General features: G+C 64.2%; 16 protein-coding genes. 3 read left to right on the forward strand and 13 right to left on the reverse strand.

The features are described 5' to 3' along the window. Positions 1-6 precede the first annotated feature (6 nt). Positions 7-1854, reverse strand: coding sequence for a hypothetical protein (locus QI450_RS10565; RefSeq protein ID WP_226774469.1), 1848 nt, complete (start codon positions 1852-1854; stop codon positions 7-9). A gap of 281 nt (positions 1855-2135) precedes the next feature. Between QI450_RS10565 and QI450_RS10570 the strand changes: the two genes are divergently transcribed. Beyond that, on the forward strand, positions 2136-3347 hold the full coding sequence (locus QI450_RS10570; RefSeq protein ID WP_226774492.1) for an AI-2E family transporter: 1212 nt from the start codon (positions 2136-2138) through the stop codon (positions 3345-3347). A 48-nt stretch (positions 3348-3395) separates the two neighbouring features. Here the strand turns inward: QI450_RS10570 and QI450_RS10575 are convergent, their stop codons facing one another. Further along, positions 3396-4193: an alpha/beta fold hydrolase gene (locus tag QI450_RS10575; protein WP_226774468.1), complete on the reverse strand. Its 798-nt coding sequence runs from the start codon at positions 4191-4193 to the stop codon at positions 3396-3398. Between the two features lie 34 nt (positions 4194-4227). Further along, positions 4228-4596 carry an ATP/GTP-binding protein gene (locus QI450_RS10580; protein WP_226774467.1) on the reverse strand — a complete coding sequence of 123 codons (369 nt, stop codon included), beginning with the start codon at positions 4594-4596 and terminating at the stop codon, positions 4228-4230. Between the two features lie 59 nt (positions 4597-4655). Here QI450_RS10580 and nucS point away from each other — a divergent pair, with 59 nt between their 5' ends. Beyond that, complete coding sequence (nucS, locus tag QI450_RS10585) at positions 4656-5351, forward strand: endonuclease NucS (RefSeq protein ID WP_226774466.1); 696 nt, start codon at positions 4656-4658, stop codon at positions 5349-5351. Between the two features lie 279 nt (positions 5352-5630). Next, positions 5631-5834 (forward strand): cold-shock protein, encoded by a 204-nt coding sequence (locus QI450_RS10590; RefSeq protein ID WP_069952225.1) that lies wholly within the window; start codon positions 5631-5633, stop codon positions 5832-5834. Positions 5835-5957: 123 nt separating this feature from the next. Here the strand turns inward: QI450_RS10590 and QI450_RS10595 are convergent, their stop codons facing one another. The 10 genes from QI450_RS10595 to atpE all read right to left on the reverse strand — a co-directional run bounded on the left by QI450_RS10595 (position 5958) and on the right by atpE (position 16479). Then, on the reverse strand, positions 5958-8465 hold the full coding sequence (locus QI450_RS10595) for a DUF2156 domain-containing protein (protein ID WP_226774491.1): 2508 nt from the start codon (positions 8463-8465) through the stop codon (positions 5958-5960). A 41-nt stretch (positions 8466-8506) separates the two neighbouring features. Next, positions 8507-9889 (reverse strand): alpha/beta hydrolase-fold protein, encoded by a 1383-nt coding sequence (locus tag QI450_RS10600; RefSeq protein WP_226774465.1) that lies wholly within the window; start codon positions 9887-9889, stop codon positions 8507-8509. Positions 9890-9894: 5 nt separating this feature from the next. Next, the gene (locus QI450_RS10605; protein WP_226774464.1) at positions 9895-10326 is read right to left on the reverse strand and encodes a DUF2550 domain-containing protein; all 432 of its coding nucleotides are present in this window, start codon (positions 10324-10326) and stop codon (positions 9895-9897) included. 10 nt (positions 10327-10336) lie between these two features. Beyond that, positions 10337-10621: a F0F1 ATP synthase subunit epsilon gene (locus tag QI450_RS10610; protein ID WP_226774463.1), complete on the reverse strand. Its 285-nt coding sequence runs from the start codon at positions 10619-10621 to the stop codon at positions 10337-10339. A gap of 1 nt (position 10622) precedes the next feature. Beyond that, entirely contained in the window at positions 10623-12077 is a 1455-nt protein-coding gene (gene atpD, locus QI450_RS10615; protein ID WP_226774462.1) for a F0F1 ATP synthase subunit beta, read from the reverse strand. Positions 12078-12155: 78 nt separating this feature from the next. Continuing rightward, on the reverse strand, positions 12156-13049 hold the full coding sequence (locus QI450_RS10620) for a F0F1 ATP synthase subunit gamma (RefSeq protein WP_226774461.1): 894 nt from the start codon (positions 13047-13049) through the stop codon (positions 12156-12158). Between the two features lie 76 nt (positions 13050-13125). Continuing rightward, complete coding sequence (gene atpA / locus QI450_RS10625) at positions 13126-14763, reverse strand: F0F1 ATP synthase subunit alpha (RefSeq protein WP_226774490.1); 1638 nt, start codon at positions 14761-14763, stop codon at positions 13126-13128. An 82-nt stretch (positions 14764-14845) separates the two neighbouring features. Then, on the reverse strand, positions 14846-15670 hold the full coding sequence (locus tag QI450_RS10630) for a F0F1 ATP synthase subunit delta (RefSeq protein WP_226774460.1): 825 nt from the start codon (positions 15668-15670) through the stop codon (positions 14846-14848). Beyond that, complete coding sequence (locus QI450_RS10635; protein WP_226774459.1) at positions 15670-16218, reverse strand: F0F1 ATP synthase subunit B; 549 nt, start codon at positions 16216-16218, stop codon at positions 15670-15672. Before QI450_RS10635 ends, QI450_RS10630 begins: the two co-directional genes overlap by 1 nt. A gap of 57 nt (positions 16219-16275) precedes the next feature. Beyond that, positions 16276-16479 (reverse strand): ATP synthase F0 subunit C, encoded by a 204-nt coding sequence (gene atpE, locus QI450_RS10640; protein ID WP_226774458.1) that lies wholly within the window; start codon positions 16477-16479, stop codon positions 16276-16278. Between the last annotated feature and the right edge of the window lie 20 nt (positions 16480-16499).

Here is a 16499-nt window from a genome sequence, read left to right on the forward strand (position 1 = left end):
CACGGACTACTTGAAGGAGGCTCCCACAAGTCCACGGGTGGCGGCCACGAGTTTCATCGGGTCCTGGGATCCTGCCGGCGGAATGAAAACAGCCACAGACTCGGCAAAGTTCAACACCATTCCGGTGCTGGTCTCTTTGCCGCCCGCCAACGCCGCTGCGTCATCTCCGATTGTCAGTTTGTCCCCGGCGGCCTTGGGTGTGCCATCAAAAGCGAAGTTCAGCCGTCCCAGCGCCAAGGCACCGCCGTCGGCAGTCCGGAACACCACAACGCTTTCGGGCACCACTTTGTGGGTGAAAGCGAAAGTGCCGTTAACGCCGGAGTTCACTACGTCGCCCTGATATGCCAGCGTGTCAGCAATGTAGGGCGAGGAAGCACCCTCGGTGAGTTTGTCCTTGAACGAAGAATCGGCGGAGTTCAGCCGGTCGCCCAGCCCTGCCAGGGCTTCCTCACCGCTGTACAGCAGACCAGATTTATCCGTGGGCGCAAGCGTCTCGGTGCCCCCGCGGGCAATTCCCGGGAAGGTCGTTCCCGGTTGCAGCGGCGTGCTTAGGACCAGCTTGTAGTTCTCCCGCGGAGAGGCCTGGGTCAGGGTGAGCAACTGCGGCACAACATTGCCCTCGCCCTGGGTAACGGCCATCACAGAGCGCGGCCAGGCGCGCTGCTCGGTGACGACAGTGGTCAGGAGCTTGGTCGCACGGACCGGCATCCGGGCCTCGTACGAACCAACCTGGGACCGGATCTTGTAGTTCTGGGTGCGCACCTCGAGCTCGGGTCCGGCCACCCGCGCCGCCAGCTGGCTGGCGTCCCGGGCTGCGTCTCCTGCGTCGACGGCACTGGAGACCTGTTCAAGGATGCGGCGGAACTGCACATCGAGCAGGACCGGCAGACCCGAAGCCTGCCCGCCGGCGGCCGAAGTGCTCGGCGACGGGGACGGCGTCTGGCTAGCCTGGGCGGCCGTGCCGCTGCCTGCGACAGCGGTGGCGGTCAGCAGCGCGACGGCGGCTGCGCTGCGCCTGAGCCGCTGCGCCACCGGGACCGGCCGGGCGGTGAACTGCTCGGCGCCGCCCTTCGGATCGGTGCGCTCCGGATCACCCGCGGACGGACCGATCACGGGGACGCCCCCGGTGGCACCGGCGGATTCCGCTGCATCTTTGCGTGCATTGGCTTTGCGTGCCGCGGCTTTGGCCATGGCGCCGCGGGGGCCCGTGCTGTCGCCGGCACCGTCGCTGCCGGTGCGCCCGCCGGTCCTGGGCCTGAGTGCCAGCAGCGCGGCGCCGGCCAGAATAAGCAGTCCCCCGAGAACCATAAAGGGAACGGCCCAGGGGGTGGACGTGTCATTCGGGAAGGTGATGGTGATCGAACCGGGGGCCGGTTTGGTGCCATCGGCCGCCAGCAGCAAGGACCAGTCACCGTCCGCCGGCGGGGTCCAGTTGTACTTCAGCTCGCCGCTGGCGTTTTCGGTGCTGGCCCACAGGTCCGAGCCAGCCGGCGACGGCGCGGTGGATTCTCCGTCGGCATGCGTCAACTGCAGGTCCTTGCCGTCCTCCGAAACGCCGGAGACGGTGTTGTGGGCAGTCTTGCCCACCCAGGCCGCGACATCGTCGGGCCGGCCGGCCGCGAGGATGAAGCTGCCTTCGCCCTTGACGTTAATAGTCACCGTGCCCGCGTGCAGGGTGCGAAGCTTTTCGTCAAAGACCGTCAGCGGCGCGGCGGTGGCACCGGCGGGTGCTGTGGCGGTCACGGTCTCGGCCGGAGCCCAGAAGGTCTTCTGCCCGATGCCGGCCAGTAGTGTCAGGAGGCCCAGCAGCACTAGTGCAACTGCAGTCTTGAAACGCAAAATATTACCCATCATCAGCGGACGCTTTGCCTTAATAGTAACCGTTTTGTTACCACGGAGTCAGATCGGACTTTTTGTCAACCCCCGGGGAGGCGCCGGCAGCGGCCGCCAGCGCACGCTTAACAAGCCTGCTGATAGTGTTTGCGGTGATCATCACACGGGGCCGGCACCGCCTCTCCGCCGGGAAAATACAGACAATAAAGGGCTTCAACGCAGTGACTGGACACACGGACTCGTCCCCCTCAGGACCGGAAGAAAAACAGGAATCCGGCAGCACGGCGGGGCCCGCGCACGAACTGGTTTCCCCCCGCCGCAGCGCCCTCGCTGGGGTGCTGAATTCCTTGGCCCACCGCCTGCGCCAGCCCATTCCGGGAGCACAACCGCGGCTTCGTTTCGAGATGCCCCCGGAGCAGGACCAGATCCTGGCCGAGACAGAGGCGAGCACACGCTTCGGCGATCCCGGGCCGCGAATGTCCTCCCAGCACCCCCTGTACGTCGGCTTCCTGGGGACTGTCGGCGTCGGCATGGCACTGCTTGTGTACTGGATCGGTTCCAACACAACACAGCTGCTCCTGTGGATCGTGGCGGCGCTTTTTATCGCCTTGGGACTGGATCCGGTGGTGCGCTGGCTTGAGACGAAAAGGGTCCCCCGCGCCGCCGGGATCGTGATCGCCGTGGCCAGCCTGGCCCTTGCCATTGCGGGTTTTTTTGCCACGCTCATCCCGACCATCGTCCAGCAGGTCACCCAAATCGTCGAGGAAGCACCGCGCTGGGTCACGGACTTCATTAACTCCGACTTCTTCCGCAGCATCGACAACCAGTACGGGGTGCGGGAACGCATCACCCAGGAGCTGGAGAAGTTCGTCAACAACCCGGAGGCGATGGGTGGAATCTTTGGCGGCGTCGTCGGATTCGGCACCACTGTGGCAAACGGCCTCTTCGGGACGCTGATCGTCCTTGTACTCAGCCTCTACTTCCTCGCTGCCCTGCCGGCGATGAAAAAATGGGGCTATCGCCTGGCTCCACGGTCCCGCCGGGCCAGGGTGGAAGCCCTGTCTGAGGAAATCACCGGATCGGTGGGCAACTATGTGATCGGGCAGGCGGTCGTCGCCCTCCTGAACGCCGCCTACTCATTCATCGTGATGTCCATCGTTGGCGTCCCTTTCGCCGTGCTGCTGGCCTTTGTGGTGGCGCTGCTGGCGTTCATTCCCCTGGTCGGAGGCTTGATTGCCGGGGTGATCGTCACGCTGATTGCGCTCACCGCGGGCTGGCAGACTGCAGTGGTCTACGCCATCTGCTACTTCGCCTACCTGCAGTTCGAGGCCTACTTTATCTCCCCGCGTATTATGCAAAAGGCCGTGGCAGTGCCCGGTGCCGTGGCAGTCATCTCGGTGATCGCCGGCGGCAGCCTCCTCGGTGTGCTCGGTGCACTGATAGCGATCCCCACCGCCGCGGCCATCATGCTCCTGGTCAAGGAAATTTTTATCGTCCGTCAGGACAAGCACTAACCCAAGGGTGCGCGACCATCAACCTGCCCGGCGGGCTCCGGTGTGCACTTAGGCGTGCGCCGTGGCCAACGGGCCGTCCCATTCCTCCGGCAGCCGGGTGGCAGTTGCCCCCGGCAACACCTCGTCGACAATCTCGTTAAGCACCCGGCCGGCGTATTTTTCCCCCACCCACAGGTGCTTGGCACCGTCCACGCCGATAACGCGGGCCTGCGGCACCACTGCGAAACGCTCCGCGGCCTCGACCGGCTGGAGATAGTCGTCAAGTGCGGGGACCAGCACCTTAAGCGGTTTGCCGGCTGCCGCCCATTCCTTCAGGTGAACCTCCGTGGCCCGGTGCAGGGGCGGCGAGAGCAGGATGGCGCCGGCCACCCCGGAGGCCACCGGTTCGGATGCCCCGTACATCAGCGCGAGCTCCGTACCAAAGGACCAGCCCACGAGCCAGCGGTTCGGCAGGCCACGGTCCACGGCGAACTTCACGGCGGCTTCGACGTCCAGGCGTTCGCCGATGCCCTCCTCAAATTGGCCCTCGCTGGTTCCCCTCGGCGAGCCGGTGCCGCGGGTGTTGAACCGGAGCACTGCAATTCCGGCCAGGGCTGGAAGGCGGTAGGAGGCTTTCCGGTAGATGTGCGAGTCCATAAACCCGCCGTGCGTCGGCAACGGATGCAGGGTGATCAGGGTGGCCTTCACCGCACCGGACTCGGGGAGCGCGAGTTCGCCGACGAGCCGGTGTCCGTCGCCGGTGATGAGCTCCACGTTCTCCCGGTGGGCGGGAAGCACTGTGGAGGCACGGATCGCTGTCGGTTCGGAAGGCTGGCTGAAGACGTACGACGCCGGGTCAAAACTCATGCGTCCAGCTTAGCGACACCAACCGGGGGCCGCGTCAGCGGTAGCGGTAGCTGCGTGAGGTCCAGCAGTTGGTGTGCCAGTGCCGCCGCTCTGCGAGTCCCGCGGCCGCCCCGAAGAGGTGGTCCTCGGACCACACCACGAGGTGTGCCACACCGGGCAGCACCGCCGTGGAGCAGCCTGGACAAATGTAGGTCTTCTCGGCGCGGCCGGCGGTGATGGACCGGACCGACCACTCTCCGTCGGGTGCACTCTCCCGGCGCGCGACGCCGGTGCGCGCACGCTCCAGGTCCAGTTCCGGCACGGGACCGCCCTTCACACCGGGCTTGGTTGCTTTGCCGGTCCCTGCCTTGCCTGATCCGGATCGCCCGGAGACGGGCCGGCGGGGACGGTTGGAACGGGGCATGGTTCCATTCTGCCCCAGTCCGGGTGCCCCCTGTCGCCGCAGGCGGTAGTGTTGACCGGGTGCGTTTAGTCATAGCCCGTTGCTCCGTAGATTATGTCGGCCGGCTCAAAGCCCATCTCCCGCTGGCGACCCGGCTCCTGCTGGTCAAGGCCGACGGTTCCGTCCTGGTCCATTCCGATGGCGGGTCCTACAAGCCTTTGAACTGGATGAGTCCGCCGGCGTCGCTGCGGGTCTCCACCCCGGACGAAGTCGACGTCGAAATTGGTGTGATCGAACAATGGACCGTCCAGTCAGCCAAAACGGATGACCGGCTGATCATCAACATCCATGAGCAGCTGCACAACACCTCCCACGAGCTCGGACAGGATCCCGGCTTGATCAAGGACGGTGTCGAGGCTGACCTGCAGCGGCTTCTGGCTGACCAGATTGAACTCCTGGGCACCGGATTTACCCTTATCCGCCGCGAGTACTATACGGCTATCGGACCGGTGGACATCCTGGCCCGGGACGCCGGTGGCGCCACAGTGGCCATTGAGCTCAAGCGCCGCGGCGACATCGACGGCGTCGAGCAGCTGACCCGCTACCTCGAACTGCTCAACCGCGACCCGCTGCTGGCTCCGGTCCGCGGGATCTTTGCGGCCCAGCAGATCAAGCCGCAGGCCAAGGTGCTGGCGGCCGACCGCGGCATCGACTGTGTCACCCTCGACTACGATGCCATGCGCGGCGTCGACGACGTCGAATCCCGGCTTTTCTAAGCGGCCGGAATTCGGCGCTGGCTGCGTTCGTCGATTCTTTGTACAAAATTTATGCCAATTGTGGGCCTCGCCCGTTGACCTGACGCAGCTCACATGAAATTCTTATGGGAGTCTTTGTGTAGGTATTTTTATGCTCGCAAGACATGTTGCGAGCGTGAAGCGCCTGCCGCCGAAGCCCGGGTATTCCGGTCCCACAGCCTCAAATGCTTCTCGCGGAGTGACCAAGCGCGGCACGAAGTGTGCCGGGTTTAAAACAAGATTCAGAACGAGGAGATTTACATGGCACAGGGAACTGTCAAGTGGTTCAACGCTGAAAAGGGCTTCGGCTTTATCACCCCGGACGACGCCGACGGCGATGTTTTTGTTCACTACTCGGAGATCCAGACCGGCGGCTTCAAAACCCTCGACGAGAACGCCCGCGTTCAGTTCGAAATCGGCCAGGGCGCCAAGGGCCCGCAGGCAACCGGCGTGACGCTGGTCTAGTACCCACAGCGGGGACTGCCTCCGGCGGTTCCGCGCAGAATGATCCCCGGCTTCCGAGCCGGGGATCATTTTTTTGCCCCCACGGCCGGCAGGCAGCAAACCCCACTTGGACGGTCCGCGGACTCAGCGCACCAGGCTCCGTAGAAGCCGCGCACTTTGCCGCATCGACAGGCCTGGCAGATACGCCCGGCTGAGCGCCCTGCCCATGGCTGGCAGTTGCAGGGGATCCTGGTAATACAGGTACAGCGTCCGGTACTCCGGCTGAAAACGGGACTTAAAGGTTGCCAGCGACCTGAAGCCGTACACGGGTTCCAGCGCCTTCCCCACAACGTCCAGAATCCGTGCCAGCGACTCGGAGCCGGAATCATCTCCGGCAACGTCAGCCATGGCAGCCGTGTCCTTCGCCAACGGCGACCCGGACAGGGAAATCACCTCCACCGAGTCGCGGAATTCCCGGACCGCGGAGGCGATCAGAAACTCCATCACACCGGGGATGGAATCACGACGGCGGCGCATAAAGTCCAGGGTCCAGCTGACCAGGCGCCCGTCGCTGTGGACCGGAAGCCAGCTGGTGACGCCCTGCACCTGGCCCCCGGCGTCCATTGCCAGGCAGCACAGCACTTCCTCGTCTTCAAGCTCGTCGATGCCGCCGAGGGTAAATCCCATCTCGGGGATGAACTTCTGGGCGGCCCATTCCTCCGAGACTTCGCTGAGCTGGGCCCTTACTGCCGGCGCAAAGTCCGTGTAACGGCCCCATACCGCGTGCACCCCGGTCTTCGCGGCACGGTTTAGGGCAGTGCGGACGTTCTGCCAGTCCTTACCCTTAAACTCCAGCGAGCGGACGGCCAGCCGGGTTTCCTGCGCCACCGCCACCCGCCGGAAGCCACGGCCCGCCAGCAGTGGCCAGATCTCGTCAGTGCACGAATAGAAGCAGGGAATGAGGGCGTGTTCGGCGCAGTAACGGATAAAACCCGCTGCCGTCTCCGCACGGAAAGCCGCGGGGCCGAAGGGACCTGCCAGTGTCAGTGCGACATTGCCGTGCTGCTGGTAGGCCACTCCCCCGCGGCGCTCCGGGGCGAACCAATACTTGTTGGGCTCCCACAACGCCATCCAAGACAAGGAGTCTCCGCCTTGGCGGATGAGGCTGCGGGCCACGCCGCGGTCATCTGCCCCGGCGTCGGTGCGGTGCTGCCGGCGTTGCAGGACCAGCCACACAGCGGTGAGCGCAACGGCCCAGAAGATGATGCCGGACGTGGCGAAAAGGAAGGCCTCAACGGGATCACGGCCCTGGAAGAGGCGGCTGTATATTCCGGGGATGGGAATCGGCAGATACTGGCGGGACAGCTCGGCGGCCAGGCCGAGGAGCCCGCCGTCACGGTCCATGCCGCCGTCGGACAGCCAGACTGCGGTGTAGCCGGAGGCCAGCACCAGCAGCGTTCCGCCCACCACGGTGGCGAGGGCCGTACGTGCCCGAGGACTGGTTTCGACCCGGAACTGGCGCCGGTTGGCCACGAGCAGGAGAACCAGCATCAGGGGAACCACCACGAGGGGCAGCACGTGGACAATACTTGAGCCCATCACACCGGTTCGCGGCCGGCCGGCGTACGGCGGGATCCGGGCGAACAGCGAAAGGTAGACGGCCGCCAAGGCCGTCACCGCGAGCTGGACGGTGATCGCGATCCGGAGGGCCAGCCTTCGTCCGTGCCGCATGCCGTCAGCGCAGATCAGAAGCAGCACCACCGGGACCACCGCCAGCGCCAGGCCCAGCGGTCCGGCGAAACCGGCCCGCCCGGCCTCAAGGCAGCTCACGTCGATGGTGCCGCCGCAATACTGTTCCAGCTGGTTCAGGGTGGGCAACGGGTTCAGGACGACGTCCCGCAGCAGTGCCAGCGGCCCGGTGGGAGCCCTGACGGTGGCCGTGAGGATGGGCCCGACGGCGAAAATCGCCACCGTCAGCGCGAGCAGGTTCCGGGTTTCACGTCCGGTGGAACGGTGGCGTTGCAGCGTGCCCTTGTCGCCCTGGATCCACCAGCCGGCGGCCAGCCCGGACAGGGCACCGGCCAACCCCACAACCGTCTCCGCATGCCCGACATACAGCACAAGCATCAGTGAAACACCGACCACCGCCGTGCGCAGCCGGCGTTGCCAGAGTGTGGGCAGCAAGCCGCTTGACGCCAGCGCGACGGCCAGCACGGCAGCATACGGGCCCATAAGACGCGCATCCACCATTCGCCCGAGCCAGCCGTCGTCGGCATACCGGGCGAGTTGAGTCAGCAGCAGAAACAGCGTCACCGAAGCGAACTGTGCGGCAAAATAGAACACTGCCGTGCGTCGACTGCCAAGCTGCCGCTCGGTGAGGCCCAGCAGGAGCAGGATCATTAGAGCGGCTGCGGCATATGCCAGCAGGTTCGTGGCGAAGAACATCGAGGTAAACATCGACCACCAGGCCCCGGATTTCAGGCCCGGGGCGCTGACGGAAGCCAGATTCAGCAACGATTCCGGCGGCCCGGCGAGAAAGCTTCCGGTGGCCGCACCGACCAGGAGGAAAGCCGCGAGGACGGCGAGGGTGAAGGGTATGGCGCGCAGATGGCCGAGCGACTGCCGCAGGCCCGCCAGGACAAGACCAGCCAGGGAAGCGGCGTCGGACCCCCGCCGCGCCGGGTCTGCCGGGCTCACCGGGTGATCCCCCAACGGTCCCCCAGAAAGTCCAGCCCGGCGGGCAGGCCCCTGGACCCGGTCTCCCAGGAATGCCCGGCCTTGGGTATCCGGCGGGTCGCCACGGTAAAGCCGGCATCGCGTGCAGCCGTCGACAGGAGCTCCATGTAGCCGATGAACTCGGGATCACGCTCGCCGGCGCCAAAATAGATGGCGTGCCCGTCAAAGCGGCGGTCCGTCATCAGCCGCAGCGGCGTCAAACGGTCGAAGGCTTCGGCGTCGCCGCCAAAGGAGGCCGCAATCGTCTTGTCCCGCTCCTTCGCAAGCGCGGGCTCCTTTTCGCTTGAGAACGCCAGTGCTGAGCCATAGATGTCCGGATGGCGCGTCACCATCTGCATCGCGCAGGTCGCACCAAAGGAGAATCCGCCGGCGGCCCACTGTTTGTGGTCCGGATCCACATCCAGTGTCTGGTTGATCCAGTCCGGCACGTCCTCGGCCAGATACGTGTCCGCCCGGGCGATCCGGCTGTCCATGCAGAGTGTATTCGCTGCGGCGGAACCGTTCGGATCCGCTACCACCACCACCGGAGCAACACCATGGTGCGCTGCCGCATACTGGTCCATGCGGCTGCGCAGCGCCCCGCCCGTGAGCCAGTCTGCCGGTCCTCCGGGCTGGCCGGAGAAAAGCACCAGGACGGGAAGTGCCGGCCGGGGCGAGGTCCGGTACGCGGGCGGAAGATAGATGTACGCCTCGCGGCCTTGGAAGCCCGAACGGCTCCCGGGGATGGCGGCGCGCCGCATAACACCGGCGTCGGGCAGGTCCGCCGGCGGTTTCCACGCGGACAGGCTCACCCCGGGGGCAGCACCGGGAACGCGTTTCAGCCCGTCGTCCAGCGGTTGAATCCGTGCCACGGCTGTGCCGGCGAGGTCGCTCACCGTGTGGTTGAGTCCAAAATAGGCGTTGACCTGCACGGCCGAGAGCAGCACAACACCGAGCAGGGCGCCCGTGGACGCAGCCGTCGCGCGGGCTGGACGCCGGGTGCCGCCCGGCGCGCGGCTCCGGCGGCCCGCGGCCCGCCAGGTGATCCACAGGTGCATCATCCAGAGCAGCAGGGCCGTGACCGCAGGCAACGACCAGGCAAGGACCTCGGCGGGGAGTTCGTCAGGGAACACCGGAACGGCGTAAATCATCAGCCAGTGCGCAGCGGCAAGCAATGCCGCCGCAACAAGCACAACGGCGGCCCGCGGAAGCAGGAAAGCCAGCCACGGACGGGCTGCGGTGCTCCGGGCGCGTTGGCTCCCGGGCTGCCAGAACAGGTAGGCCAGGCCCGCGGTGCCGGCAAGCCAGGCGAACCACAGCACCGGCCCGTCCACTAGCCGGAGTTCTTCCAGAAAAGACATCGGCGCTAGCGCCAGGTCCCGACGCCGATGACCGGCCCGGCCTCAAGCCAGGATGACAGCCCGGTGTAGGCGTCGAACCGCATCGCGAGCAGGACGTCCTGCCCCTCGTACCGGAGCTCTACAATCACGGCCCCGGGCTGGACTTCGACGAGCTCGGATTCGCTGGGCTGGCGCCTGGCGATCAGCTCGAGCGAACTCCGGCGGAAAGTGTACTTGGGCCGCGTGCTCAGCGAGGCAAGGCGGAACCACTCCAGGTCGTTGTCCTGATAACGACAAACCCCCATCTGCCAGCCGTTTCCGGCCGTGCAAATGGAGGCGTCCACTGTGCCCAGGGTGCGCCGCAGGGTGATGCGGCGCACCCCCGAAAGGCACAGTGCAAATACCAGCAACGCAAAGACCGTTGCCAGGACGATGAACGGAAAAACGGTATCGTTCATCAAGGTCGTGCTAGCGGATCCCCGCAGTAACCGCGTCGCCCATTTGGGCGTTGTCAGCAACAATGACGACCCGGTTGTTGTCGACGGAGAAGAAGCCGCCGTCGACCACTACAGAAATGCGGTCACCGGAGACCGGCTGGATGGCCAGCTCACCTTCGGCCAGTATCGCCAGCAGGGGCGAGTGGCCGGGCAGGATTCCGATTTCACCATCGCTGGTGCGGGCCTTGACCATGGTGGCCGCTCCGGACCACACGAAGTGGTCCGCTGCGACAATCTCAACCTCAAGCTCAGCCATATTACTTGGTCTGTTCCTGGATCTTGGCCCACTGGCGCTCGACGTCATCCAGGCCGCCGACGTTGAAGAACGCCTGCTCTGCGATGTGGTCCAGCTCGCCGTCGCAGATTGCGGTGAAGCCTTCAACGGTGTCCTTGATGGACACGGTGGAGCCCTCGACGCCGGTGAACTGCTTGGCGGTGTAGGTGTTCTGCGAGAGGAACTGCTGGATGCGGCGGGCACGCGAGACAACAATCTTGTCTTCTTCAGAGAGTTCGTCAACACCGAGGATGGCGATGATGTCCTGAAGTTCCTTGTTCTTCTGCAGGATCTGCTTGACGCGGACGGCCGTGTTGTAGTGGTCGTTGCCGATGTACTGCGGATCCAGGATGCGGGACGTCGACGTCAGCGGGTCAACGGCCGGGTACAGACCACGGGAAGCGATTTCACGGGACAGTTCCGTGGTCGCGTCGAGGTGTGCGAAGGTCGTGGCCGGAGCCGGGTCGGTGTAGTCATCTGCGGGTACGTAGATGGCCTGCATCGAGGTGATCGAGTGGCCCTTGGTGGACGTGATGCGCTCCTGCAGGAGACCCATCTCGTCAGCCAGGTTGGGCTGGTAGCCCACGGCCGAAGGCATCCGGCCGAGGAGGGTGGAAACCTCGGAACCTGCCTGGGTGAAGCGGAAGATGTTATCGATGAAGAGCAGCACGTCCTGGTTCTGCACATCGCGGAAGTACTCCGCCATGGTCAGCGCGGACAGTGCAACGCGCAGGCGCGTTCCCGGCGGCTCATCCATTTGGCCGAAGACAAGGGCGGTGTCCTTAAGGACGCCCGCCTCTTCCATTTCAACCCAGAGGTCGTTACCTTCACGGGTACGCTCGCCGACACCGGCGAAGACCGAGGTGCCGCCGAAGTTGCGGGCAACACGGGTGATCATTTCCTGGATCAGTACCGTCTTGCCAACGCCGGCACCACCGAACAGACCGATTTTGCCACCCTTGATGTACGGGGTGAGAAGGTCAATGACCTTAATGCCGGTTTCCATCATCTCGGTGGAACCCTCGAGCGTCGCGAAGGCCGGGGCCTTGCGGTGGATGGGCCAGCGCTCGGTGATTTCGAGTTCCGACTCAGGCACGTCCAGCGGCTGGCCGAGGACGTTGAAGATGTGTCCCTTGACGACGTCGCCGACAGGCACGGAAATGGGGGCACCCGAGTCCACTACAGCGGTACCGCGGACAAGTCCGTCGGTCGCCTGCAGCGAGATGGCGCGAATGACGTTATCGCCGAGGTGCAGAGCAACCTCAAACGTGATCGTCTTGGTCTCACCGTTGAGAGTAATCTCAGTGGTGAGTGCGTTGTAAATCGAGGGGATTGCGTCAGCCGGGAATTCGACGTCGACAACCGGGCCAATAACACGTGCAATACGGCCGGTAGCACCGGTCGTCGCGGCTACGTGTTCGGTAGCTGTGGCAGTCATCTCTCTCACTTCACTCAGTAGATGGCGTTGGGTTAAGTTTCTTTTGGTGCAGGTACAGCTGGATCCGGATTCGTGCGGCTAGGACGCGTTCAACGCGTCGGCACCGGCCACGATTTCGGAAAGCTCCTGCGTAATTTCAGCCTGGCGGGCGGTGTTGCGCAGACGCGTAAACTTCTTGATGAGATCCGTGGCATTGTCGCCGGCGGACTTCATTGCCCGCTGGCGGGCAGCAAGCTCTGAAGCTGCTGCCTGCAGCATCGCGGCGAAGATACGTGATTCGATGTAGCGCGGCAGCAGAGCGTCGAGAACCTGTTCCGTTTCCGGTTCGAATTCGTAGAGCGGCAGCAGATCCGATTCGGACGCCGCCTGCTCTTCGACAACCTCCAGCGGGAGAAGACGGACAACCGTCGGCTCCTGGGTCACCATGGACTTGAAGCGGGTGTAGACGACGTGGATTTCGTCGACGCCTCCCTCTGCGTAGTCCGTCGCAAAGTCGGCCAGCAATGCTTCGCCGATTTCCTGTGCCGTGGCAAACTCCGGTGCGTCCGTACCGCCGGTCCAGACACGCCCGTAAGGACGGTTCCGGAAGTCGAAGTACGCCTGCGCCTTGCGGCCGACCAGGTACATCTTGACTTCCTTGCCCTCCTCGACGAGCAGCTCGTGGAGGCCTTCCGCCTGCTTGAGCACACTCGCGGAGTACGACCCTGCAAGGCCACGGTCCGAGGTGATTACCAGGACGGCGGCCCGGCGGATCTGCTCCGGCTCGGTGGTCAGCGGGTGGTCGATTTCGCTCTGGCTTGCGACAGCAGAAACGGCACGCGTGATGGCGTTTGCGTAAGGCAGTGAAGCTGCTACGCGTGCTCGGGCCTTGCCGATGCGCGAGGTAGCGATCAGTTCCATCGCCTTGAAGATCTTGCGCATCGACGTCGTCGAGCTGATCTTCTGGCGGTAGACCCGAATCTGGGCTCCCATACTTATCCTTTCCTAAGATCCCGGTGGCCGGGACTGCCAGAACCCGGTGGGGTTCCGGCAGTCCCGGCCAGCGAAACTAGCGCTTCTGCTTGACGATTTTTTCCTGGTCGACCTGTGCCTCGTCGATGGCTGCATGCTCTTCGTGCCCTGCACCAACAAGGAGGCTGTCTCCCTCGCCGAAGAAGCCCTTTTTGAAGTCCACGATCGCGGTCTTCAGTGCTTCTGCGGTGTCATCGCTCATCACGTTGGTCTGGGCCAGCGTCGTCAGGATGGAGGACTTGTGCTTGAGGTGGTCCAGGAACTCGGTTTCGAAGCGGCTGATGTCCTCAACCGGAACGTCGTCGAGGTGCCCGTTGGTACCGGCCCAAATGGACACGACCTGGTTCTCGACCGGGAAGGGTGAGTACTGGCCCTGCTTGAGCAGTTCCATCAGGCGTGCACCGCGGGTCAGCTGCTGGCGCGATGCGGCGTCGAGGTCCGACGCGAACATTGCGAAAGCCTGCATATCGCGGTACTGGGCCAGTTCCAGCTTCAAGGTACCGGAGACCTTCTTCATGGACTTGACCTGGGCGGCGCCACCAACGCGGGAAACGGAGACACCCACGTCGACGGCCGGACGCTGGTTGGCGTTGAAGAGGTCCGACTGCAGGAAGATCTGGCCATCGGTAATGGAGATCACGTTGGTCGGGATGTAGGCGGAGACGTCGTTTGCCTTGGTTTCGATGAGCGGCAGGCCGGTCATCGACCCTGCACCGAGCTCGTCGGAGAGCTTGGCACAACGCTCCAGCAACCGGGAGTGCAAGTAGAAGACGTCGCCCGGGTAGGCTTCGCGTCCCGGCGGGCGGCGGAGCAGCAGGGATACAGCACGGTAAGCCTCGGCCTGCTTGGAGAGGTCATCAAACACGATAAGGACGTGCTTGCCGCCGTACATCCAGTGCTGGCCGATGGCCGAACCGGCGTACGGAGCCAGGTACTTGAAGCCTGCGGGGTCGGATGCGGGGGAAGCCACGATCGTCGTGTACTCCAGCGCACCGTTGTCCTCGAGGGTCTGGCGGACGGCCGCGATCGTCGATGCCTTCTGGCCGATGGCTACATAGATGCAGCGCACCTGCTTGTTGACATCCCCGGAAGCCCAGTTAGCCTTCTGGTTGATGATCGTGTCGATGGCAATGGCGGACTTGCCGGTCTGGCGGTCACCGATGATCAGCTGACGCTGGCCGCGGCCGATCGGGATCATGGCGTCGATCGCCTTGAGGCCGGTCTGCATCGGCTCGTGGACCGATTTGCGCTGGGTCACGCCAGGCGCCTGAAGTTCAAGCGCACGGGTGGTTTCGGCCTTGATCTCGCCAAGGTCATCGATGGGCTCGCCCAACGGGTCAACAACCCGGCCGAGGAAGGCGTCGCCCACCGGTACGGACAGAACCTGTCCGGTGCGGTGAACTTCCTGGCCTTCTTCGATTCCGGTGAAGTCGCCGAGGACGATAACGCCAATCTCGCGAACGTCGAGGTTCTGGGCCAGGCCCAGCGTGCCGTCTTCGAAGCGAAGCAGCTCATTCGCCATGACCGAGGGAAGGCCCTCAACACGGGCGATGCCGTCACCTGCGGTTGTTACACGGCCGACCTCTACGCGCTCAGCGTTTCCGGGTTCGTAGGACGCCGCGAACTCGTTCAACGCATTACGGACGTCGTCGGCGTTGATGGTCAATTCGGCCATCTGCAGTCCCTGCTCTCCTGTTTTCGTGATCATCGTTGCTCACGATGACCGGGGTTTCGTTTAGTTGTGCTGGTCCGGCTGGCTAAGCAAGCTGGCGGTGGAGCTGGCCCAGGCGGGCGAGGACAGAAGCGTCTACCACTTCATCCCCTACCTGGATCCGGATGCCACCGATCAGTGCCGGGTCAACGTTCATGTTGATCTTGAGCTCGCGTCCGTACAGGGCGTTCAGGCCCTCCTGCAGACGGCTGGTCTGTGTCTCCGCCAGCGGACGGGTGACGCTGACTGTTGCAATCCAGCGCTGCTGGCGCTTTGCTGCAAGCTCCGCGAAACGACGAACAAGCTTGGTCGCCTTGAGGCCGCGGGGCTGCGAAACTGCTTGTCCAATCAGGACTTTCGCTTCCTCGCTTGCACTGGGTACAAGCTTTTCAGCTAGGGCCACCTTGGCAGCCGCGCTGGCCTGCGGTTCGGACACAGCACGCTGGACCTCGTGATTGGAATCGACGGCCTGGTTGAAAGAGAACAGGTCGTTCTCCAGCGCTTCCAGCCCGCTGATGCCTGAGGCAGCGGCAGCCGACTTGTTCTCAGCAACGGCAATGACCACCGAAGCGGCAAGAGTCTCGAGAGCATCGCCGATATCCCGGGCTGATGCCCAGCGTGAGCCGGCCAGTCCGCTCGCGATGTCCACAGCTTCCGCGGAGACGTTCCCGCCAAAGAGCTGCTTGACCAGCGCCGACTTGTCCGCGCCGCTGCGGGACGGGTCAGTCAGGGCGCGTCGCAAGCCAGCCGAGCTGTCTACCGTGCCCAGAATTCCGAAGAGTTCTTTAGCCAGCTGCAGCGAGGCGAAAGGAAGTTTGACTTCCAAATCCGCCAGGGCCGCGGTCAGCGATCCGCTCGATACACCTGCCATTACTTAGCTGCACCTGCGTTCTGGTTCTCCAGATCTGCCAGGAAACGGTCAACCACACGGGCCGAACGCGCGTCGTCCTCGAGGGACTCGCCGACGATGCGGCCAGCCAGCGTCGTGGCAAGCGTGCCGACCTCCGAGCGGAGCGACACAACGGCCGCCTGACGCTCGGACTGGATGGCTGCGTGTGCCTGCGCCGTGATACGAGCAGACTCGGCAGCCGCCTTCTCCTTCAGGTCCGCAAGAATCTGGGCGCCTTCGGCACGGGCTTCCTCGCGGATGCGGTTGGCCTCGGCACGGGCGTCCGTAAGCTGCTGCTTGTACTCTTCGAGCGCGGCAGAAGCCTCTGCCTGGGCCTTTTCAGCCTTGGCAATGCCACCTTCGATGGCCTCGGCACGCTCCGCGAAGGTCTTCTCGAACATCGGGACAACATACTTGACCACAATGAACATGAGGACAGCAAAGCCGGCCAAGACGACGCCCATTTCCCAAACATTGGGAAGCAAAGGCGACTGGCCTTCAACGGCGGCTGAGATGATCAGCTGATTCATAATTCACCCGTCCTTATCTACTCGGTTCTGGATGTTCGCTTAGCTCTAAGGTTCAGACTAGAGAACGAACGCGAAGACCAGGCCGAGGATGGCGAGGGCTTCGGTCAGCGCGAGGCCGAGGAAGGCGATCGGCTGGAGCACACGCTGTGCCTCCGGCTGGCGTGCAACACCGTTGATGTACGCGGCGAACACGAGACCAACACCGATACCACCGCCGATTGCGGACAGACCGTAACCTACGAGGTTGAGAGAGCCGTTCATTTTTCTTCCTTTCAAGATGC

This window comes from Arthrobacter sp. EM1 (genome assembly GCF_029964055.1).
Classification (GTDB): Bacteria; Actinomycetota; Actinomycetes; order Actinomycetales; family Micrococcaceae; genus Arthrobacter.